The organism is Aquimarina sp. MAR_2010_214, from assembly GCF_002846555.1.
Lineage (GTDB): Bacteria > Bacteroidota > Bacteroidia > Flavobacteriales > Flavobacteriaceae > Aquimarina.
Map to the genome: position 1 here is coordinate 1997648 of NZ_PJMS01000001.1, position 22012 is coordinate 2019659.

The following is a 22012-nucleotide window of genomic DNA, read 5'->3' on the forward strand; positions in this document are numbered from 1 at the left end:
ATGGAAAGAGAAGTAAATGAAATAGCGGTAGGACTAGACATAGGAACAACTAAGATTGTTGCCATGGTAGGGAAATATAATGAGTACGGAAAGATGGAGGTATTGGGAATTGGCAAATCCAAAAGTTTGGGTGTACACCGTGGTGTAGTCAATAACATAACACAAACAATTCAGTCAATACAACAGGCAATTCAGGAAGCAGAAAGTGTTTCAGGATTAAAAATTAATGATGTAACGGTTGGGATAGCAGGTCAGCACATACGTAGTTTGCAACATAGCGATTATATCACTAGACCAAATGCAGATGCTGTAATAGATGAAGATGATATTGAAAAATTATGCAATCAGGTACATAAATTAGTGATGTTACCTGGCGAAGAGATATTACATGTATTACCTCAGGAATATAAAGTAGACGGGCAAGCTGAAATAAAAGAACCAGTGGGGATGTATGGAGGAAGATTAGAAGCTAATTTTCATGTAGTAGTTGGGCAGGTGACTTCAATTCGTAATATAGGGCGATGTGTAAAAAGCTCAGGGTTAGAATTATCAGATGTCACTTTAGAACCATTAGCATCGGCCAATGCAGTGTTAAGTCAGGAAGAAAAAGAAGCAGGAGTAGCATTAATTGATATAGGAGGAGGTACTACAGATTTAGCCATTTTTAAAGATGGAATTATTCGTCATACTGCAGTAATTCCCTTCGGTGGTAATGTGATCACAGAAGATATTAAAGAAGGGTGCTCAATTATCGAAAAACAAGCAGAATTACTAAAAATAAAATTTGGATCTGCGTGGCCAGGTGAAAATAAAGATAATGAGATCGTTTCAATCCCAGGACTAAGAGGAAGAGAGCCTAAAGAGATCACTTTAAAAAACCTTTCTAAGATTATTCATGCACGAGTGGTCGAAATTGTAGAGCAGGTTTTTTTAGAAATTAAAAATTACGGACATGAATCCCCAAAGAAGAAGTTAATTGCAGGAATTGTATTAACAGGAGGAGGATCACAGCTTAATCACCTTAAGCAGCTTGTCGAATATATAACAGGTATGGATACACGAATAGGATATCCTAATGAACACCTGGCAGGGAATAGCGATTCAGAAACTACAAGTCCTATGTATGCTACGGCGGTAGGATTAGTAATGGATGGATTAATACATATTAAGAAACAAAAGAAAATAAGTAAAAAAGAAGCGGTTGCAAGTGCTCAATCAAAACAAAAACACGAAACAACAGCTATAGATGATGATATTAATATTGAAGAAGAAGACCCAAGAGTTGATCTAAAACCAAGGAAGAATATTCTAGAGAAGTGGACAGAGAAATTCAAAGAATTCTTGGATAATGCAGAATAGTTAGAAGATCAAGTAATGTTCGTTTTTTTGAACAGTGAAAACATATAAAGATACAGTAGGAGAACCAGAAAATTAGCAATTATGAGTAAAAATGAGGAGTTCGAAAACATTTCGTTTGATTTACCAAAAAATCAATCTAATGTAATTAAAGTTATTGGAGTAGGAGGAGGAGGTAGTAATGCCATTAATCACATGTTCCAGCAAGGAATCAAAGGGGTTGATTTTGTCATTTGTAATACGGATGCTCAAGCATTAGAAAACAGCCCAATTCCTAATAAAATTCAGTTAGGAGTTTCACTAACCGAAGGGTTGGGTGCAGGAGCAAACCCAGAAGTGGGTGAGCAATCAGCAGTAGAAAGCTATGAGGAGATAAAAACAATGTTGGATACCAATACCAAAATGATTTTTATCACGGCAGGTATGGGTGGAGGAACCGGTACTGGAGCTGCTCCTATTATTGCCAAAATGGCGAAGGAGCTAGATATTTTGACTGTTGGGATTGTTACAATTCCTTTTCAGTTTGAAGGCCGTATGCGTAATGAACAAGCACAATTGGGAGTAGAAAAACTTCGTGCTCATGTAGATTCTTTAGTTGTTATTAACAATAATAAACTAAGAGAAGTTTATGGTAATTTAGGATTTAAAGCTGGTTTTTCTAAAGCAGATGAAGTTCTTGCCACCGCATCTCGAGGTATAGCAGAAGTAATTACACATCACTATACACAAAATATAGATTTACGAGATGCAAAAACAGTACTAAGCAATAGTGGTACAGCTATTATGGGGTCTGCTAATGCCTCAGGTAATAAACGTGCTCATGATGCTATTGTTAAAGCGTTAGATTCTCCTTTGCTTAATGATAATAAAATTACCGGTGCTAAAAATGTACTCCTGTTAATTGTATCTGGTAAAGAAGAGATTACTATTGATGAGATTGGTGAAATTAATGATCATATCCAGCAAGAAGCTGGTCATGGTGCTAATATCATTATGGGAGTTGGTGAAGATGAATCTCTAGAAGATGCAATCTCTGTAACTGTTATTGCTACTGGATTTGATGTAGAACAGCAAGATGAAATTGTTAATACAGAAACAAAAAAAATAATTCATACTCTAGAGGACGAACAACGTTCAGCAATACAAGACTTATCTCCTAAGTCTACAGGTAATGTTACTCCTATGCGTTCTCCTTTACCAAAGAAAAAAGAAGTAGAAGAACCATCAATTATAAAGCACGAATTAATTGAAGATGAAGACGTAGATGAGGATGCCTTATTGATACCGACAACAGATCTGCTAAAAAATATTGATGTATCCTACGAAGTGGTAGATTCATTTTCTTCAGATAATGATTTTGTGATTATTAATGCGCAGGATATTATTAAACAAATAGAAGTTAATGATGAAAAAGAAGTAAGTGCTGAAGAAGAGAAAGAAGATCAGTTTGCCCTAGCATTTGATATGCCTGTAGGAGGGAACGAAGAAGAATCTGTACAGATGCCAACAGCTTCTATCGATGAGCAGAAAATAGAAGAAGAGGAACAACCAATTGTTTTTGATCTTAGTGATGATATTCTTGATTTAGAAGTTAATGACGCAATAGAAGTGGTTCCTGTTGATGAAACTACATCCGGAGGAGTGCGTAAGTATAGCTTAGAGGATTATATGGAGGAAGAAAAACGATTAACTGAAGCACAACCCGCAGAAGTTATGGAAGAAGAAGATGAAGAGATCATTTTAGAAAAGAAAACTGTTGCTCCAGCTCCAGAAACAGAAAAAGCAGAAGATGTAGATCCTGTTAATCAACCTATTTCTGAAACCTTAAAAGCTAGAGCAGCAGAGCGAAGAGCTAAAATGAAAGAATTTAATTATAAATTTAGAAATAGCTCTTCTAAAATTGAAGATATCGAAAAAGAACCAGCTTATAAAAGAGCAGGGATTGATGTGGATTCTAAACCAGATGATTCTGGACTCTCAAGAACTTCTTTGGGAACCGATAGTAATGATGATATACAATTGCGCAAAAACAATTCCTTTTTGCACGATAATGTAGACTAATTTACATGATAATTAAAGCAATAGTATTGTATTAGGAATAAACCCGTAATTCTAGTACTTTGTTTAGATTCAGTGTAGACTCGACTAGAATTTATAAATAGATATAGTATTTAAACTAAACCGATAATCTACTGCTAGATTATCGGTTTATTTTTTATCTTCGCAATCCAAAGATAAAAATAGATTATCATGAGTTTAGAGCAAAAAGTAATGACTGCAATGAAAGAGGCTATGAAAGCCAAAGATACTAATGCATTGACATCATTGCGTGCTGTAAAGTCAGCTATTTTATTAGCTAAGACAGAGAGTGGAGTAAAGGAAGAACTTACCGAAGATCAGGAATTAAAATTATTGCAAAAACAAGTTAAGCAACGTAAAGATAGTGCTGCAATTTTTGCAGAACAAGGGCGTGATGATCTGGCAGATCCCGAACTGGCACAAGCAAAAGTGATTGAGCAATTTTTGCCAGAGCAATTAGGCGAAGCAGAGGTTGAAAAAATAGTAGTAGATATTATTGCTAAAACTGGTGCAGAGGGAATGAAAGATATGGGTAAAGTTATGGGGATGGCAAATGCTGCATTGACAGGAAAAGCAGATGGAAAAACGATTTCTACAATAGTAAAAAGTAAATTATCTTAATATAAGAAAATGGCCGCGTGGCGCAACTGAATAGCGCATCAGATTTCGGCTCTGAGGGTTGGGGGTTTGAATCCCTCCGCGGTCACGAATGAATCACAAAAAAGTGAATCATGAAGCGAGTTTCAAAAATGAGACTCGCTTCTTTTTTTGAAAATTGTGAAGTGATTCTTTTTGTGATTTTCAACGCGTAGCGTTGTAGGGATCAACTTTAGTTAATCCCTCCGCGGTTACTACAAGCAGAAAACCACGTCATTGATGTGGTTCTTTTTTTGGAGAAATCTGAAGCCAAAAGCTTCAAGGTTTCTGAAGAAAATAAAGAACTAGAGCATACTCCAAAACAGAGCATGGTTTCATTTATATCAATTATTGCTAAAGTCAATACCTTAATTTCGCTTCCGACTTAATTTTCAAACTGTATTTGGGAACATTTCGTAGCACTTGAATACAGACAATAAAATAAAACATCAGGATTTGTTTTAGAAGTTTGGACTCGATTATTTTCATAATCATAGCCATAAGTTGCAATTTCTTGAACTGGCAAAGAGCACATAAATATGGGGTATTTACCCTTTGTAATTTAAGAAAAGTGTTTCTAGATTTGATATCATATCGTTTTGTATATAAAAACAAATAATAATTAGCTTAATTATTGTTAGTTATTCTCTTCATTTAACCGGTTTATCGTATAAACCTAATAATTAATAAAACTAAATGAAATGGATCAATATATTTTCAGTATTTAGTGCGCTTTTTTTGATGCATTGTTCAGGAGTTTTTTCTCAAGAGCAAAATTCATACTATGTAAGACACTATGATATTTTTAATGGTTTGTCAAATAACTGGATATCAGAAATTTTTCAGGATCAAGATGGTTTCATTTGGTGTGCCACACAGAACGGATTAAATCGATTTGATGGTAAAGATTTTACAACCTATACCTATCGCCCAGGAGATACTATGAGTCTTGGGGCTAATTGGGTGAGGTCAGTCATTCAACTTAAAAACAAACAATTTTTTTTAGGTACTCATGGTAATGGCTTAAATCAAATGGATCCGTATTTAGAACTGTTTTCCAATCCATTATCTCAATCTAAAAACGAAAAAGAAATTGTTGTCATTAATAAATTAGCTAAAGATGAATGGGAAAATCTTTGGATTTCTTCTTCAAGCGGTGCTTTTTGTTATAATACTGAATCTAAAGATCTAAAACAGTTGTATAAACACAGAGTCTCGGATATTTCTGTGTTTAGCGGTGCTACTCCTTTGCTGACAACACCAAAAGGAATATTCATTGTAGAAAAAGACAGCACATATCAATTACCATTGTTAAAAGATAAAAATGTTACAACTGTTTTCAGGATACAAAAAGATAGTATTCTCGCTTTTGCAGATCATGCTTTATATCTTCTCAAAGAAATAGAGAATACCTGGTGTCAAGAGAATTTATCATTTAAAACCACATTTGCCCCAACAACATATAACAGACCATTTATCTTTCAGGATAAAGCTGATCAGATATGGATTAATGGAGGGCAATGGATATGGAGATTTTCTCATGACCTTCAATTACAAGAATCCTTTGAAGTATCTTCTTTATTACAATTTAATCTTTCAGATAGGTTAAATGCTCATTGTATGTTTCAGGATAGGGAAGATAATTACTGGATAGGGACTAATCTTGGAGTTTTTCAGCTTATTCCACATAAAACCTTTAGGCATCCAATTTTAGAGAAATTAGGAACCACTCTAGGAGGGGTTCGAGAAATTGTGGAGTGTAATGAGCAAGTTTGGTTTGCAACTTCAGAAGGTTTATATGTATGGAAAAAAGAAACTATGGAGCAACCGCAATTGGTCTACAAAGACAAAATAATAGCGATGCATTGTACTAGCGATGATTTTCTTTATGCAATTCCTACTGAAAATGCTAAGATAATATCGGTGCTGAAAATAGATACGATTACTAAATCTGTTGAAAAGATTCCTATAATATTACCATCTATTAGCTGTTGGCGAATCGTAGAAGATAAAAATAAACGGCTATGGATTGCCGAATGGAATTATATGGTTGCCTATGATCTAAAAGATCAGAGTTATTTTCCAGTCTCTCTAAAAAAGAACGGTGTTGATCTTGATCTTCGTATTATAGATATGCTAATAGATAATGATGATAACTTATGGATAGGGACAATGAGCGAAGGGCTTATCAAGATCCCAAATATTAGTACTCTCGATAAAAACAGATCTCCTATATATCAACAGTTTCTTTATGACAAAGACGATCCTTATAGTATAAGTTCCAATTTGATACAATCCATTCATCAGAGTAATGATGAAAAACTATGGATAGGAACAGATGGAGGATTAAATTGTTTTAATTCCCAGAGAGAGCAATTTCAACGTTTTATAAGAAATGATCAAATGCCAGATGATAAAATTCTAAATGTAACCAGTGATAAAAGTGGAACTCTTTGGTTAAGCACCGTCAGTAATGGAATTACCTCTTTTGAGCCGGGTAACAACAAATATTGCACCTATACTACAAGAGATGGTTTGTATGATAATTCTATGTTATTAAGTTCTGTTTTTCAGAATGAAAAAGGGTATATTTGGATGGGAAGTACCAGTGGATTGCAATATTTTCATCCGGATCAAGTGACACAACGGTCTACAATTAGACCTAATTTAAAGTGGTTGTCCTATACCAGGCATCAATCCGATACACTAGAAGTTTTTCGTTTTCCTTCAGAAGGAACTTCAAAAGAAAACCCTATTAGGGTTACATCAAAAGATCAAAGTATTACATATCAATTTTCTGCACTAACATACAAAGAACCAGAAAATGTTCGATATCGGTTTCAGCTAGAGGGATATCATAAAGATTGGTTGCCTATTCAAAAAAACGGGGTATTTATTATATCTAATGTGCCTAAAGGTACCTACAAGCTACTCGTAGAAGCATTTGATGTCAGTGATAATTGGCATAGCACCCATCGCCCAATTCATGTTCGGGTAATTCCTCCTTGGTATCAAACAAATTTGAGCTACTCATTATATGTATTATGTATAGTCATATTACTATTTATAGGATATCGTTTGCAATTACGAAAAAAAATAGCGGTTTCCGAAAAAATACATTTTAAAGAACTATCACAAACGAAAACACGATGGTTTACTCAGATTGCACACGAGTTTAGAACTCCTTTAACTGTTATACTGGGGGCCATAGATCAAATGAAACATAAATTATCTGGTCGACTCAATAATCAACTTGATACACATTTTACTCAAATACAAAATCAAACCAATCACTTATCAAAACAGGTGAGCCAGATTCTGGAAATTGCTCAAATGAATGAGAATCGACTAACAATACAAAATACTGTTGGAGATTTTATCGCTTTTCAACGTTATATATTAAAATCTTTTTCTTCGCTGGCTGCATCTAATGAAGTACAACTTCAGTTTTCTACATCCAAAGATATTTTATATGCTTCCTATGACGAAGATAAATGGCAGAAAATTACAGCAAACTTGATATCTAATGCCATTAAGTATACAAAAAAAGGAGGAAATGTAATGGTAACTGTTGATTTTATAGATGCTACACCACAACCCATGATTCAACTTTGTGTAAGTGATACAGGAATAGGGATATCCTCTGCATTCATACCCCATCTATTTGATTCTTTTACCCAAGAACGAACAGGAAGAATTAAAGGAATAGGTTTAGGGTTGGCATTAACCAAGGAGTTGGTGGAACTCATGGCTGGAGAAATTACCGTAAAAAGTAAAGAAGGAAAAGGAAGCAGCTTTAAGGTACTGATTCCGGGAACAAAAATAGCTTCTGAACCAAAAGTTATAGCAAAAACGAGTGTTCAGGTTTTAGAAGAAATGTCTAAATCCTTAATCCTTATTGCCGAGGATCATCATGAGGTTAGGGAATATATTAGGTTTTGTTTAGAGCCGGCCTACCGATTGCTTACTGCAACCAATGGCCGTGATGCTTGGCAATTATGCAAGAAACATATCCCCGACTTAGTTATTTCTGATGTAATGATGCCGGAATGGAGTGGATTGCAATTCGGGGTTGCAATTCGAGAACATATAGCTACTAACCATATCCCTCTTATCCTATTAACTGCAAAAACAAGTCATGATAACCAATTGGAAGGGCTAAAAATTGGTGCAGATGCTTACCTTACTAAACCATTTGATCGAGAAGAATTGTTGATACGAGTAAATCATTTGATTGATACCCAAAATAAATTACGAGAAAAATATCAACAAGGAGATTTTAGCCCAAATTCTAATCATAAAAACATTGATGCCTTTATACAATCAGTTATTAAGATAGTGCATAAAAATATGGATAATGATGATTTTAGTGTTCCTCAGTTAGCTGATCAATTAAATATTAGTAGGGTACATTTATTCAGAAAAGTTAGAAACATAACTGGTATGTCTCCTACCAAACTTATTAGAAGTGTACGATTACATGAAGCTAAGAGGTTATTGAGTAAAAAAGAACTAACCATTGCAGAAATTTCTTACCAAACTGGTTTTAAAGATCCTGCATACTTTACCAGAGTATATGGAAAGGAATTCGGAAAAACCCCTTCAGAGTACAGAAATTAATTCTCTTACGCCCTTATTTTATTATACTTTCCCTTACATGTAACTACAGTACAGGTTTTGGTAACCAGAGTACAATACACTACACCTCTTATTCACTAGCTTGCATACATTATTTATATAGAAGTTGAGATTTCTTTTTTTGAAATAATCCATACTCATCAGTTTTATTAAATAGTGACTTTTTAAAATTTAGTATTATGAGAAAAATGTTTGTACTATTAGTTTATGTTAGTTTGTTATTCTGTTCTTGTAATAAAGATGATGAAACTACATTTGATGAATCTTCAAAATTTAAATACGTCTTTACGGATAACCTGTTAAATAAAGAGAAAACCATTGAATACAAGTTTATTAATGGGGTAGACCCAAATCTTTTAAGCTTGGATATCTATTATACTAAAGAGACAGATAAGAAAAAACCAATTGTCATTTATGTTCATGGTGGTGGTTGGTGTTTAGGTGATAAAAAAAATAATATCGAGAAGAAAGTATCTTTGTTTCAATCACAAAATTGGCTTTTTATAAGCCTTAATTATAGACTTAGCCCATTCCCCTATCAATTATTTAATACAAACAGAGTAAAATATCCTGACCACAATAATGATGTGGCGGATGCCATAGAATGGATTCATGATAATATTGATCAATATGGCGGGAATTCAGAAAAAATAGTGCTTTTGGGGCATAGCGCTGGTGCTCATTTGGTATCGCTAACAGGAACAAATAAAAGTTTTTTAGAAAAACGAGGGGTATCATCTTCTGTTATTAAAGGAGTAGCTTCTATAGACACAGAAGGGTATGATATTTTAGAACAAATAATGAATACCAAATATAAAAACAGGTTATATATTAACTCGTTTGGAGTAAATCAACCTCAATATATAGATGCCTCACCCATACATAATCTTATAGATGATGCTTCTTATCCAAATTTCTTCATTGCTAAAAGAGGGTCTGTTGAGAGAAAAGCAATTGCAAATCAGTTTATTGAAGCATTGAAAAATATTTCTATTTCGGTTTTTCAAGTTGATGGAAGTGTTTATTCACACTCCGAAATTAATGGTGCTATTGGTGAAAAAAATGAAATGGTCATTACCCCACCTTTAATTGAATTTATTAAAGATTGTGTGGAATGAAGGTGTAGTTACAACAGAGTCATAATGAATATCCCTATTTATTAAAGATTAGAATGCTGTATAACCAAGCTATCACACTACATAAATAAAAATTGGATAGACTTCTTTCTAAACAGAAATTACTTATCAATCAGTTTCGTTAAATCAGAACTTTTAAGAATATAATAAAATGAAAAAAATAACTCTAATACTAATGCTATTATGCAGATGTATCACATTTGCCAATGCATATAATACAGAAACCATCAAGTGTCTTGATAATGATACAAAAGAGATTGAAACAGTGCCTTTTGTATTCAATGACGCTTTATTTAAGGAAGTAATTCATCAGAAATTATTCAATAAAGTAAAAGGATATTCTCTAGTTGTAGGCAATAAGAAAGGGATTCAAACCAAAGTATCTGGCGGCTGGGCAAAAATGCCAGGAGATGGAAATTTATCTATGAAAACGGATGTTGCCTCAGGAATAGGTTCTGTTTTTAAAACCATATCTGCCGTAGCCTTGCTAAATATTTTTAGCCGTCATATTCATTCTTCTAAAACGGTACAAGAACAATTAGATATGAAAATGATTCACCAACTTCCTGATCGATGGAAAACTAAATTTATAGGTACTGGGATTGAAAAAATTTCTTACCGGAACCTGCTCACTCACAAATCAGGAATCAGTAAAAACAAAGAGACAATAGAAAAAGTAGGGCAAATTGGACTTGCCTATGAAAAAGGGTTTTACCATTACTTAAATATGTCTTACGGTTTTAAAGAATCAAATGTTGGGGTTAAAAGAAAGTATGAAAACACAAATATAGGGCTCTTAGTGTGGTTAATTCCCTCGTTAGCCTATCCACAAAAAGTAAAGAATATTCAGAATACTTATAATCACATCAATGATCCCAAAAAGCATTCTCAAAAGATGATAAAAGAGTATGCAGTGCTTTATGAAAAATATATAAGAGAACATATTTTTAGCAAAGTAACACCCAAAATGAAACCTATTTATAAGCCAACAAATAATATGAAATATGCTAAAAATTATCAGGCAAATGGTTCGTCAGGAGTTATCGATAATTCACATGCACATGCGCAAGGAGGTTGGATGGTTTCTGCACAGGATTATGCCAATTTTGTTAGAACCTTTTACCATACCAATACATTTTTTGGTTCCGTTACCAGAAATTCACTTTATGTAGACGACACAGAACAAACCCGTGATAATATGATCGTATTTTCGGGACAGCTTTTTGATGATAAATTTGCAGATAGTACAAACTATTACCCTTCTCATAATGGAGCTGAAGATCAATATAGAGCTGTGTTTACAATACTTCCAAATGATTATTATGCTATCATTATGGTTAATAGTACCATATTGAAAAACATCAATGATAAAGAAACGGATATCACTAATAAAGTTATAAAGGATATAGTTTTTGATGCCTTTTATGAGGCAACCAGAGGAAAACCTATACATCTAAATAGACATGGTATTCCAGAGGCCGAATACTACAGGATTTTAAGGGTAATGGATAAAAATGGCTCTGCAGTAGTGTGGGCAGATTTTTACACTGTTAACGGAAAAACATATGTCAATGCCATTTTTAAACCTACTACAAAAAAATGGTTGTCCAGACACGATCTTTCAACTTCTGCCTATCAAAGCGTATATGATGAATATTGGGATCAGGGATACCGACCACTACATATTGATACCTATACAAAAAGAAGTCAGATTAAGTATTCTGTTATTATGAAAAAAACGAATACTAAAAACTATAAAGCTTTTCATAATAAAACCCTTACCGTATTTAAACAAAAAATGAACATCTATAAAAACGAGGGATATGTCCCAATGAATATCACATGTAGTTCTAATGGTGAGGATGAAATATTTACAGCCTCATTTAAGAAAATACCAAATTCTAATTGGAAAGTGAAATATTCTTTACCTATATCAAATCTGAAACCAACAATAGACGATATGGAAAACAAAGGAATGATTCCCATATCTGTAAATGCCTATACTCATAAAGGTAAAAACTATTGTACTGCCATTTTTATAAAGCAGCAACAGAAATACAGGTACGTTGTTGGTAAAGGGCCAATAAAATATTTAGAAACTTTCGAAAAGCACAGTAAAGAAGACTATGATCTAAAATCAATAACTGGTTATGGCGAAGGGTCTAAGCATCGATTTGCAGCACTATGGTGGAAATAAACAAATGTATTACCGGTAATTTTTATAAATATTAACTTTTAAAATCATACACTTATGAAAACAATTAAAATCATAGATATTATTCTTATGTTAGTTATACTTGGTTTCCTTTCATGTGAAAAAGCCGATGTAATGAGAGAAGATACTATACGACAATCTCTTGAGGAGGATCAAAATGTTTCGATAACTCTAGAAAACGAAAATAAAATTTCATTCTTCAAACATGATATAGATGAGGTTTTTATTCTCGAAGAGAGCAATTGTTCTAATTGCTCGGTTCTCGAAAACATTATTGCTATTACAGGAAAAGAATTATCCGAAGCAGAAATTTTTTGGGCATTATCCAAACCAGAAGATGTAGTTCCAGCATTTTTACAGATGAATCAGGTTCTGAGCAAAACCTCTTCCAAGCCTCAGGGATGGGCAAGGAATCAGGTTCAAAAATATACTAAAGGGTTCGAAAACCCTACACCAAGTCCTGTGATTGCGTGCAAAAACAGTAATTTTACCAGTGCTATTGCTGGAGGATTTTTAGGAAACCCAGAATTTGTAAAATTAGACAAAAAACCACTTACATATTCTAATTTTACAAATGACTGCAATAACCTTTCTGATGATATGTGTCAAAAAGGGAAGAGATATCGTTACTCGGCTACTTTTAACAATATTAAAAAATGGAGGGGAAAAATATGCGCTAGATCTGTTCAGAATTCAAACAATGATCATTATCTTCCTAATATTATTTGTGATAGTCCTCCTTGCACAGCATATCGTGGCCCAGTATTGTATTTCGAATTTAAAAAAGATGGTGTTTGGAAACCAATTAAAGTGTCAATCCAACAAGGCATTGAAATACCCACAAACAAAACCAAAGCATATAGTTTTTATAAAAATGCATCAAAAAAAAGATCTTATAGAATACGGGTAAAAAATGCTATGAAACTTGATGAATTTGATTTTATGATGGATAAAGCGGGAACAGATTCTTCTGGAGGTGGAGGTTCTACCCAAAATGAAGACGTTATCCCTGATTACATAAGTATAAACGATAATAACAAAATCATTGTCGACTTCACTAACGCTCCTGATGATATTTTGACTCCTCAGATAAGTATTCATAGAGATGCATTGAAAAGTAATGATTCCCTATACGATTACTTTGATAATAATGGAAATCTTAATCTTCCTAAAAACTTTTGTGGGATCAACTTTAGTTAATCCCTCCGCGGTTACTTTTAAGACAAAATTTACCAAAGCGAGACAATATTGTCTCGCTTTTTTGTTGGAGATTATTACTTTTCTGTTCTAAATGTATAGTTAGTAAGGTAACTATATACCCAGATATTAAGAAATATAGTTACCTTGGTACTTATATAACATTGTTAACAATAATTACGAAATGGGATGGACGCAACAAGGTTATAATGCTCAAGGATTTAACCCCTCTTTTGGAATTAAATCTAACTTCTGGTATGTAGAATGTAATGGTGATGAAGATGACGAGATTGAAAAATTTGATGAATTAAAAGTTGATATAAACAATTGGGACGAGAAACTTAAAATAGTTTATGGGACGTCTGGCAGAGAATATTTTAGAGGTTATATATTAACTAATGATACCAAAGCTGCTAAGTTCTTACTTGACAAGTTTCATAGATTTTTGGTCTATGAAGGGAAGTATGGAGGAGAGAAAGAATTTGATTCTAATAAGTTAACATTAATACCTTTTTTGAACATTATTATTTTTTTTGAAACCAATGCAAAAAGATATTTAATAGATGAAACCGTACCTCTAGCCGAAATAGCAGAAGAAATTTTTAAAGAATTAATGTTTGCTGTTAAACATGGGTTCATCAGTGATCTTGGAAAATCTCGAGAAGAAATTTCGAAAGAAATGAAAAGTAAAATATTGTTAACACAAAATAAACCCTATTAAAACGAGGGTTTATTCAAACCGTTACCCAACAAAAACAATTGAAATCAATGAATAAAAAAAATACAACCAAAATTATCAGTCTAATTTTCAGTCTGCTTGTCCTAGTAACTCACAGTTCTTACGCTGCAAATGCTAATTCTGATTTTGTAGTAACCACCATTACTCAAAACGTGTATAGCATTGTTTCGCCCTCAAAAGGATTACCTACTCCTGAAAACAAAGGTTGGAATTCCAATGTTCACTTTGTAGTTACGGAAAAAGGGGTGCTACTTTTTGATTCTGGGTCTTCCGAATCAATTGGTAACAAAATAAAAAAAGCTATTAAATCGGTTACTGACCAACCAGTTCGTTGGATAATTAATTCACATAGTCATGCAGACCATTGGTTTGGTAATGCCGCGTTTACAAATACTGCTTTTGAAATTATTACAAGTAACAAAGCATTGGTAACAATGAAAGAGCATGGACAACCATCTTTGGAATTTTATTCTAAAGTGACTAAAGGCACCATTGGTTCTACTCAACTTGTGTATCCTACAGTAATATTATTGCAAGGAATAAAGCGAAATTTTGGAGGGATAGACGTAGAGTTTATTCTTTCTAATGATGGGCATTCCCCAGGGGATATATTAATTTGGTTACCAAAACAAAAAATCATAATCGGTGGAGATGTATTAAGTTCTGATTGGATGCCAATGATTACTGGACATGGAAATGTTCCTAATTTAATTAGCATGCTTAACACTGTAGCAAAGTTAAATCCGACCATTGTCTTAACAGGTCATGGAAAAGCAACCAATGTAGAATCGGTAATACGAGATGCTGATTTATTGTCAAGTGTTTGGAAGCAGGTTAAATCTGATTATGAAAAAGGAAAAAAACCTAATGAAACTCTTAAAGATATTGAAGCTAAATTGACGCTTAAATACAAGCTCTTATATAACGATTTTAGTTCGGAAATTGAAAGACATGTTAATCTTATGTATAAATTACAGTAATTAGACATTTTTTCAAAGATTTCTTGGTTTCAGAATGAGTTTATTCATTTTCTATGAATGAGATATGAAAAACAAATATACGTTGGGTAACAACGTGTCCTATGTAAAGCCCTTTCCCAAGTCTTAGGTTAAAAATACAATATTTTATTATTTTAATTATCTCATTCTAATGATTTTAGATTGTTGGATTGTTGGCAACGCCATTAAAGCGTTGTCAATACTTCAACAATAGCCCATTATAACTCCGCATCCTATATGTGGTATGATACAAAATCATCCACCAGCATCACTATGATTATGATTGGCAAACAAGGCAACTTGCTATAAAATGTGATAACGGTTTAAAGCTTCACCCACGTTGTTTAGTTGTCCTTTTTTGTGCCAAAAGTATTGTCGAGTTTTTAGGCTTATATTTTTTATTTTTTTCAACTTACCACTCCTATCTGATAGGGGGTTTCTGTTCTGATAATAGCATGAATACGGCTCAGTAATTTTCTGGCCACCTTTACTAAAATCCTTTTCACATCTTTTCCCTTATGAGATCGGTAATATGCTTGCATCACAGGATCAAACCGTAAAGCAACCCAAGTAGCCTCTACCAGGTAACTTCTCATAATTCTGTTTGCTCTGGGAGTAAGGCCAGAAGTAGTCAAACTATCACCACTCTGGTGAACAGATGGAATCAAACCAACATAACTAGCCAACTGCTTAAAATTCTTAAACCTTCGTAAATCGCCTAACTCACAAATGATCCCACATGCTACAATAGGACCTACTCCTGGAACACTCCTTAGTAAATAATAATCCTTCTTGTAATGTTTACGACAATAAGCGCGTAGTTTAACACTCACGTCTCGTTGTTGCTTGTCTACAAAATCAAAAGATGCTAATCGGGTCTGCAAACAATAATCCATCGTGGTATAATCAAAGGATAAATTCTTTAGCCAATTTCTAAATTTATGAGACCAATGGGGTTGATCTAACTCTTTGGGAATCTCAACTCCTAAATACAATAGTTGCATCTTGATTTGGGTTTTGATCTTACGCAGTTCTTTAACTAGATCATTACGCCTACGAAATAGACATCGTAAGTACTCCCGCTCAATATCTGGAACATGAATCCCTCGTAAACGACCATCTTTTAACTCCCTACATAATAATCGAGCATCGATCTTATCGCTCTTCTGAAATTGTGCCTTGGCTGGCCGGTGAACATCAGCCGGGTTAACCACCATAGAACACCAACCAAAAGATTCAAATAAGCGATGATGACTAAAACCACAACAACCAGATTCATAACAACAATATACCTGATATCCTGTAAAATGTTTGTCTACATATTTCTGTAATGCATAAGCATTGGGAGGAATCGTCAAATCTGAGCCATCAAAAAGGTCGGTAGCTGTATGAATTTTCCAACTTCTCTTGTGTACGTCAATACCAATAAATAACTTTGAGTCTGTAGTATCCTTTGTTTTCATAATAAATTAGTAGTTTGATTCATTATATAAACTTAGGATACTGCTTTTACATGGTTGCTATAATTAATTGCTTAGGGCAGTGTTACTCGGAAAATCCGAAGGTTCGGTTTCCTTTTGGTAAATTAGTTGCGAAACAATCGCAACTAACCATATACAAATCCGTTGCCATTAATTATGGAAAAACCTGAAAATCCTAATAAAAAACTTGAATTAGTAATCAAAGATTCTGATTTACCTTCTCTATCCAAAGCATTAATTTGGGAACCACCTATCAAGTAAAAATTTTATTTCTAATTCTCAAGAATTGCTTTGAATAAAACTATTTTGTATTTGCTTCGTAATAAGCATTCATTGTAGCTACAGATACATTTGGGTTTCTATGATGCTGTACAATTCTTTTGATTTTCAATTTCTCATCACGGACAAATTCTATAAACTGTTTTTCAACGTCAGATAAATGTGTCGCAATAGAATTATCTGCTGGAATTTCTAAAAAATCACCTTCATAAATTAGTTGTTCTTTTTCAAAATAGACAAAACTTTGCTTTAAGCTATGATTATTTTTTAACACATAAAAACGAACCCCATTAATGTTTTTCTTATTTGTAAGTGTTTCAAATTTAAAGGTTTCTATTGTTTTATTAAATGCGGGAAAGTTTTGTATTGCATCAATAGTATAATCGTCTGCAAGTATGGTTATTCCTCTTTCTGCGTAAGCAGGTAAGCCACCAATATGGTCGTTATGTGGATGAGAAACAAATACAGATTGGATTGTTTTCATTGGAAATTTTTCACTAATTAAGTGCACAACTTTTTCAGTAATTTCATCATTACGAGGGGCTCCAAAAACCATAATATCATTCTTAATAATTTTTAAAAGAATAAATCGACTATTATTTGCCACGTTAATTATGTAAATATCATTTGCTATTTTAGTGATTTTAGGTTCAGATTTTGCTGTTTTTTCTGGTATTTTATAACCATTTGGAACCATAAATTTTGAAGAGGGGATTCCCATCGTTGTTTTAAAATTCTCAATAGAAACCGATGCACTAAATTTATTAGATCTATAAATATCTTGTTTTTCTGCATATTCAACACCATCTTTTGAAACAAAATCTCTATACTCGACAAAAGAATCATCTTCTGTACTTTTTAATTTTTTAAGTTTTAATGTAGACGACTCAAAAGTATATGTATTGGTTATATCTTTATTAACTGTTTGTGTTAGTATTACAAACGTTTTTCCAACTTCTATTTTTAAAGGTTTCCCCATTTTATGGTTTGTTAATAAAATGTGTACCTGCTCAAAACTTAAGACATCACCTGCTCTTTTACGTTGTTTTTCATAGGCATTTTTATCTAATTTTTTAAGTACTTTTCCTCTAATAACACCATTTACATCGTATGAAACAGCTTTTTTGCTATTTTGAAAATGTTTGAATTCAAAAATAAAATTCCCTGGGAATTGACTTTTATCATGAGTGAAATATTCTTTTTTTTCCTTATCAACATCTATTGTATAGATACCAAATCGATTAATTTTAGCTTCTGGATGTTTATAATCATGACTTTGATAAGGGTTTAATCCCGTGAACTTATAAGTCACTGTATATTTTTTTAGACCTGTTGTAAACTTGTATTTTTCGTTTAACATATCAATAATGTTGTCTGAAGTAATTTTTTGACCACAGGATGATAAAGATGTTAAAATTAAAAGTGCAAGAATATTTACACGTATTAGTTTGCTTGTTCTCATTTTTTTCATTCTTTTTTAATGATTAATTTATGTATAGTAACTTTAGCATTACGTTAACTATCACTGCAAATATAGAATCAGATATATTTAATTATTTTAGCCAAACACCTGTAATGCCTTCAAACAAGGAGTTATTGTACTGAAATACGTGTTAAGAAAATGCAAAAAAAAATTCAACACTCAATTTTAAGAAATCCTATATACATTTTAGGTTGTTATTCTATTTTGTTACTTCCTGAATTTATTAATTCTTGTAGTCATAAAGCTATAGTCACCTCTTTTTGGAATAATATTCCTTTGTGTAGTAAAGAATTTGTGTTTGCTCAGTTTTTAGGAAACTCTATCTGGTCAATATTATTATTAGTTTTTGTATTTGAATCATTTAAAATTGCAAGTAGGTATTTTAAAATAACTTCATTCCCTACAAAAATAAAAGAATGGTTGTTGTTTGAATTAAAACTAGTTCTTTCTTCGGTTATTGCTTTTTTAAGTTATTTGCTTATTGCCTATATATTTGCATGGTTTAATAAATCTATAGAAGAGATAGATCCTTTTAGTATTTTCTATAAAGCTATGGTTGTTGCATTTGTTGGTGTTCATGGAATAATATTTTTAAGTCATTTAAAATTTGTTAAAAACCCTTTAATTCAAAAAATTGATGTAGAAGGGCCACTAGGTAAAATGCCAATAACAGTAAATGAAATTGTTTATTTTGAAAAAATTGAAAGGTACTATTATGTGAATTCGGCTGATGTATCATATAAAATTAACTATAACTTATCAGATATAGAAAAAATGCTAGATAAAGCACACTTCTTTAGAATTAATAGAACCGTTATAGTAAATGTAGAAGCAGTAGAGAGTTATTCTAGATGGGAGAACGAAAAATACATCGTTACTTTAATTAATAAAAAAGAGTTGGTTGCTACTAGAAAGCGTATTGTTGAATTAAAAGATTTAATAAAGAATTTAAAAAAACGGATTGACCTGTATTAACCCTATCTAAAATATTAGAATAAAAGCTATTTTTTTTCCTATAAACTCAAGAATAGCAACCTGAAAGAAGTTAATCAATTTATAGAGAAAATAAAAAACTAATGCCAACACCGTATAAAATTAATTGCTAATTTTAGCTTATTTACAAAAGTTCTCGCGGACTTTCTATCTGTGTTTATTTACTAATTTTAGTGCTTGAAACACGCAACTAATCTTATACAACAACGTTGTCATTTACCATGATGGATAACCCTTTTTGTAGCTACTTTGATATAAAATATTTCTAACTTAGTACGTTTAATTTCAATATATTGTTAATACTTTTTGCTAACCTATGCTTACTAATATTTTTTCTTTCTTTCTTAAAATTTCTCCACGACTGAAGCGAGCGGTCTGGAAAAAACTATATGAGTATCTGTCAAAGAAGTATCCAACAGAGGAGTGGATTTATATGAACTATGGATACGAATCTTGCAATGAACCTATTGGAATCCCACTGAAAGAGGAGGAAGAGCGTGACCGGTATATGATTCAGCTATACCACCATGTGGCAACAGCTGTAGACCTTGTGGATAAAGACGTATTAGAAGTTGGTAGTGGACGTGGAGGAGGTTCGTCGTACATCAAACGATACCTTAAACCAAAGACGATGATTGGAATTGATTACTCTAAAAACGCAATCAAATTCAGCAATAAACATCATTCGGTAGAAGGATTAACCTTTATTCATGGTGATGCGGAGAACTTATCGTTGGGGAATGAAAGTGTAGATGCGATTGTAAATGTAGAATCGTCACATTGCTACGGGTCCATGAAAAAGTTTGTGGAGCAAGTTAACAGAGTGCTTCGTCCTGGCGGGTATTTTTTGTTTGCAGACTTACGTCCCTCAGAAAAGATCGAAGAACTTGATAAGATTTTCAATGATGCAGGATTTGAAGTGCTTAAAAAGGAATTGATCTCGAAGGAAGTGGTCAATGCAATGGATGCATTTCACGAATTCAAGTTAGAATTCTTTCAAAATATGGTAAAGGGTTGGTTAAAAAAGCCGTTGAATGATTTTGCAGGAGTTAAGGGGTCGAACATCCATAAGGAATTGAGTAATGGTAAGGTGGTTTATTATCATTATGTGTTAAGAAAATGATAAGCCTCTGCTTACTCCAACAGGTTTATCTAGACGCAGTATTAAATTGAAAAACTAAGCACAACAGAATATATAAAAATGCTTAAGATTTGGCTATCTTTGAGTTCTTCTCTACTTTTAAAACAAATCACGGCTGAAAAAACCGTCTCCCAAAAAGACGCACTTTTCATATACAAAACCGTTGTGTATCATTTTACAACTTGTCGCCAAAATTCAACAATTCAGAATAAAAAAAATTGTAGGCCTCAAAAAAAAGCGGAATTTTGAAAATAGATATTTAAACTAATTTAATTAATAATAAAATGGAACATTTAGCTACGATAGGTATTTTTTTTGCTGGTTTGGGAACTTTACTATGCAGTTTTGGAATCTTTTGGTTTGCATCGATTTATCAAAAAGTAAACGCGCCAAAGGAAGATAAATCATAAACGACTACACAACACCGTGTCCTATAAAACATAGCTAATAAGTGCAAATCGAAAGGTTTGCGCTTATTTACAAAGACTCCCAAATTTTTAAAGCTTGTGCCGAGCTTGTCAAAGTATGGCTTTTAAAATAAAAAAGTAAAAACAAAAGATAAAAATTCGACTCTGTGTTTAACCGAAAAGTCAGCGTCTTTTTACACGCTACGTTTTATACAATAGACGTTGTGTGTAACTAAAAACAGGCAAGAACAGAATATGACAATAGAACTAAAAACTAATGCAGGAACAAGAATTGGCTCAATGGTTCTTGACCATATTGCAATGACATTTATCGCAATGATTTTTTTTATTCCTGGAATGGTTTCTAGATTTTCAACCGCTTTTGAAGTAACTCACGAACAGTCAAATATTGATATTTTTGGTGGTTTAAGTTATGTTGGACTAATTGGACTTGCAATTTATTTCTGCAAAGACTGTATAAACGGACGTAGCATTGGAAAAAGAGCTTTAAAACTTCAAGTAGTTGAAAACTTAAGTGGAAATGTTGCTTCGCCAATTAGATGCTTTATTAGAGATATATTTTGTGTCATTTGGCCTATAGAAGTAATTGTAACCTTAGCAAATCCAAGTAGAAGAATTGGAGATATGGTTGCTGGAACTAAAGTTGTTCCGTTTGACCCTGAGCTTGAACAACCGAAAAGTAACTTTGGACAAATTGGACTTGCACTCATACTCGCTTACGGAATTATGTTTCTATTAATGCTTCCTTTTGAAAGTCTAAAATCAAAATTAAAAAGTAATCAAGTAACTTATATTGAAAGTTCATTAAACGAACAAACAGCAAACGAAACGGAGCAAATTTTCAAAGATAGTTTAAGTGAACACTTAACTTCAGACGTCCTAATTTATGACCAAATAGAGCAGAACAAAGATTTAAAATACGTTTCTGTCATCCTAAGACTTAAAGAAAATTATTTAGAGAATGACGATAATTATGAACAAATCAAATCAGCAACCGTACCACTGCTCTTAACTAAATTTCCAGAAGGAACTTTTGTTGGACAAATAAAATATATCTATCAACAACCAAGAAGTATACATACTAGAACATTATCGCTTGATTGGAGAAAGAAAGAGTAAAAAGGACAGCACATAAAACAGTATAAAAATAATAAGGGTTAAGCGCCAAACCGAAAAGTAAGTACGTTTTAATCCCTTACTACTTTTTATATTA

The 22012-nt window shown here is 32.9% G+C and carries 14 protein-coding genes and 1 tRNA gene; 13 read left to right on the top strand and 2 right to left on the bottom strand.

The annotated features are described in order from the left end of the window. The 10 genes from ftsA to ATE84_RS08420 all read left to right on the top strand — a co-directional run bounded on the left by ftsA (nt 1) and on the right by ATE84_RS08420 (nt 14976). A complete protein-coding gene (gene ftsA / locus ATE84_RS08375; RefSeq protein WP_101447536.1) occupies nt 1–1359 on the top strand; it encodes a cell division protein FtsA in 1359 nt (452 codons plus the stop codon). An 81-nt stretch (nt 1360–1440) separates the two neighbouring features. Continuing rightward, entirely contained in the window at nt 1441–3417 is a 1977-nt protein-coding gene (gene ftsZ, locus ATE84_RS08380; protein ID WP_101447537.1) for a cell division protein FtsZ, read from the top strand. A gap of 189 nt (nt 3418–3606) precedes the next feature. Then, nucleotides 3607–4056, top strand: coding sequence for a GatB/YqeY domain-containing protein (locus tag ATE84_RS08385; protein WP_101447538.1), 450 nt, complete (start codon nt 3607–3609; stop codon nt 4054–4056). Between the two features lie 11 nt (nt 4057–4067). Next, a tRNA-Arg gene (locus ATE84_RS08390) sits at nt 4068–4141 on the top strand. Nucleotides 4142–4767: 626 nt separating this feature from the next. Continuing rightward, nucleotides 4768–8691 carry a hybrid sensor histidine kinase/response regulator transcription factor gene (locus tag ATE84_RS08395; protein ID WP_101447539.1) on the top strand — a complete coding sequence of 1308 codons (3924 nt, stop codon included), beginning with the start codon at nt 4768–4770 and terminating at the stop codon, nt 8689–8691. Between the two features lie 197 nt (nt 8692–8888). Beyond that, nucleotides 8889–9827 carry an alpha/beta hydrolase gene (locus ATE84_RS08400; protein WP_199176865.1) on the top strand — a complete coding sequence of 313 codons (939 nt, stop codon included), beginning with the start codon at nt 8889–8891 and terminating at the stop codon, nt 9825–9827. 169 nt (nt 9828–9996) lie between these two features. Further along, entirely contained in the window at nt 9997–12042 is a 2046-nt protein-coding gene (locus tag ATE84_RS08405) for a serine hydrolase (protein WP_101447540.1), read from the top strand. A gap of 54 nt (nt 12043–12096) precedes the next feature. Beyond that, nucleotides 12097–13260: a hypothetical protein gene (locus ATE84_RS08410; protein ID WP_101447541.1), complete on the top strand. Its 1164-nt coding sequence runs from the start codon at nt 12097–12099 to the stop codon at nt 13258–13260. A 181-nt stretch (nt 13261–13441) separates the two neighbouring features. Next, entirely contained in the window at nt 13442–13978 is a 537-nt protein-coding gene (locus tag ATE84_RS08415; RefSeq protein WP_101447542.1) for a hypothetical protein, read from the top strand. A 47-nt stretch (nt 13979–14025) separates the two neighbouring features. Continuing rightward, nucleotides 14026–14976 carry an MBL fold metallo-hydrolase gene (locus tag ATE84_RS08420; RefSeq protein ID WP_101447543.1) on the top strand — a complete coding sequence of 317 codons (951 nt, stop codon included), beginning with the start codon at nt 14026–14028 and terminating at the stop codon, nt 14974–14976. 425 nt (nt 14977–15401) lie between these two features. On the opposite strand, the gene ATE84_RS08425 is transcribed toward ATE84_RS08420, so the two are convergent. Next, nucleotides 15402–16457 (bottom strand): IS110 family transposase, encoded by a 1056-nt coding sequence (locus ATE84_RS08425; RefSeq protein ID WP_101447544.1) that lies wholly within the window; start codon nt 16455–16457, stop codon nt 15402–15404. Nucleotides 16458–16776: 319 nt separating this feature from the next. Beyond that, nucleotides 16777–18216 carry an MBL fold metallo-hydrolase gene (locus tag ATE84_RS08430; RefSeq protein ID WP_158237209.1) on the bottom strand — a complete coding sequence of 480 codons (1440 nt, stop codon included), beginning with the start codon at nt 18214–18216 and terminating at the stop codon, nt 16777–16779. Between the two features lie 159 nt (nt 18217–18375). On the opposite strand from ATE84_RS08430, the gene ATE84_RS08435 reads away from it, so the two are divergent. From ATE84_RS08435 to ATE84_RS08450, 3 genes are all read left to right on the top strand, one after another. Then, a complete protein-coding gene (locus ATE84_RS08435) occupies nt 18376–19212 on the top strand; it encodes a LytTR family DNA-binding domain-containing protein (RefSeq protein ID WP_101447546.1) in 837 nt (278 codons plus the stop codon). Between the two features lie 451 nt (nt 19213–19663). Next, a complete protein-coding gene (locus tag ATE84_RS08440) occupies nt 19664–20353 on the top strand; it encodes a class I SAM-dependent methyltransferase (RefSeq protein WP_255412051.1) in 690 nt (229 codons plus the stop codon). 680 nt (nt 20354–21033) lie between these two features. Next, nucleotides 21034–21918 (top strand): RDD family protein, encoded by an 885-nt coding sequence (locus tag ATE84_RS08450; RefSeq protein ID WP_101447549.1) that lies wholly within the window; start codon nt 21034–21036, stop codon nt 21916–21918. Nucleotides 21919–22012 lie beyond the last annotated feature (94 nt).

Bases quoted from the DNA above. Each gene is read 5' to 3' on its own strand.
- ATE84_RS08440 (WP_255412051.1), top strand. From the start codon at position 19,664: ATGAACTATGGATACGAATCTTGCAATGAACCTATTGGAATCCCACTG.
- ATE84_RS08420 (WP_101447543.1), top strand. From the start codon at position 14,026: ATGAATAAAAAAAATACAACCAAAATTATCAGTCTAATTTTCAGTCTG.
- ATE84_RS08430 (WP_158237209.1), bottom strand. From the start codon at position 18,216: ATGAGAACAAGCAAACTAATACGTGTAAATATTCTTGCACTTTTAATT.
- ATE84_RS08435 (WP_101447546.1), top strand. From the start codon at position 18,376: ATGCAAAAAAAAATTCAACACTCAATTTTAAGAAATCCTATATACATT.
- ATE84_RS08450 (WP_101447549.1), top strand. From the start codon at position 21,034: ATGACAATAGAACTAAAAACTAATGCAGGAACAAGAATTGGCTCAATG.
- ATE84_RS08410 (WP_101447541.1), top strand. From the start codon at position 12,097: ATGAAAACAATTAAAATCATAGATATTATTCTTATGTTAGTTATACTT.
- ATE84_RS08425 (WP_101447544.1), bottom strand. From the start codon at position 16,457: ATGAAAACAAAGGATACTACAGACTCAAAGTTATTTATTGGTATTGAC.
- ATE84_RS08405 (WP_101447540.1), top strand. From the start codon at position 9,997: ATGAAAAAAATAACTCTAATACTAATGCTATTATGCAGATGTATCACA.
- ATE84_RS08400 (WP_199176865.1), top strand. From the start codon at position 8,889: ATGAGAAAAATGTTTGTACTATTAGTTTATGTTAGTTTGTTATTCTGT.
- ftsA (WP_101447536.1), top strand. From the start codon at position 1: ATGGAAAGAGAAGTAAATGAAATAGCGGTAGGACTAGACATAGGAACA.
- ATE84_RS08385 (WP_101447538.1), top strand. From the start codon at position 3,607: ATGAGTTTAGAGCAAAAAGTAATGACTGCAATGAAAGAGGCTATGAAA.
- ATE84_RS08395 (WP_101447539.1), top strand. From the start codon at position 4,768: ATGAAATGGATCAATATATTTTCAGTATTTAGTGCGCTTTTTTTGATG.
- ftsZ (WP_101447537.1), top strand. From the start codon at position 1,441: ATGAGTAAAAATGAGGAGTTCGAAAACATTTCGTTTGATTTACCAAAA.
- ATE84_RS08415 (WP_101447542.1), top strand. From the start codon at position 13,442: ATGGGATGGACGCAACAAGGTTATAATGCTCAAGGATTTAACCCCTCT.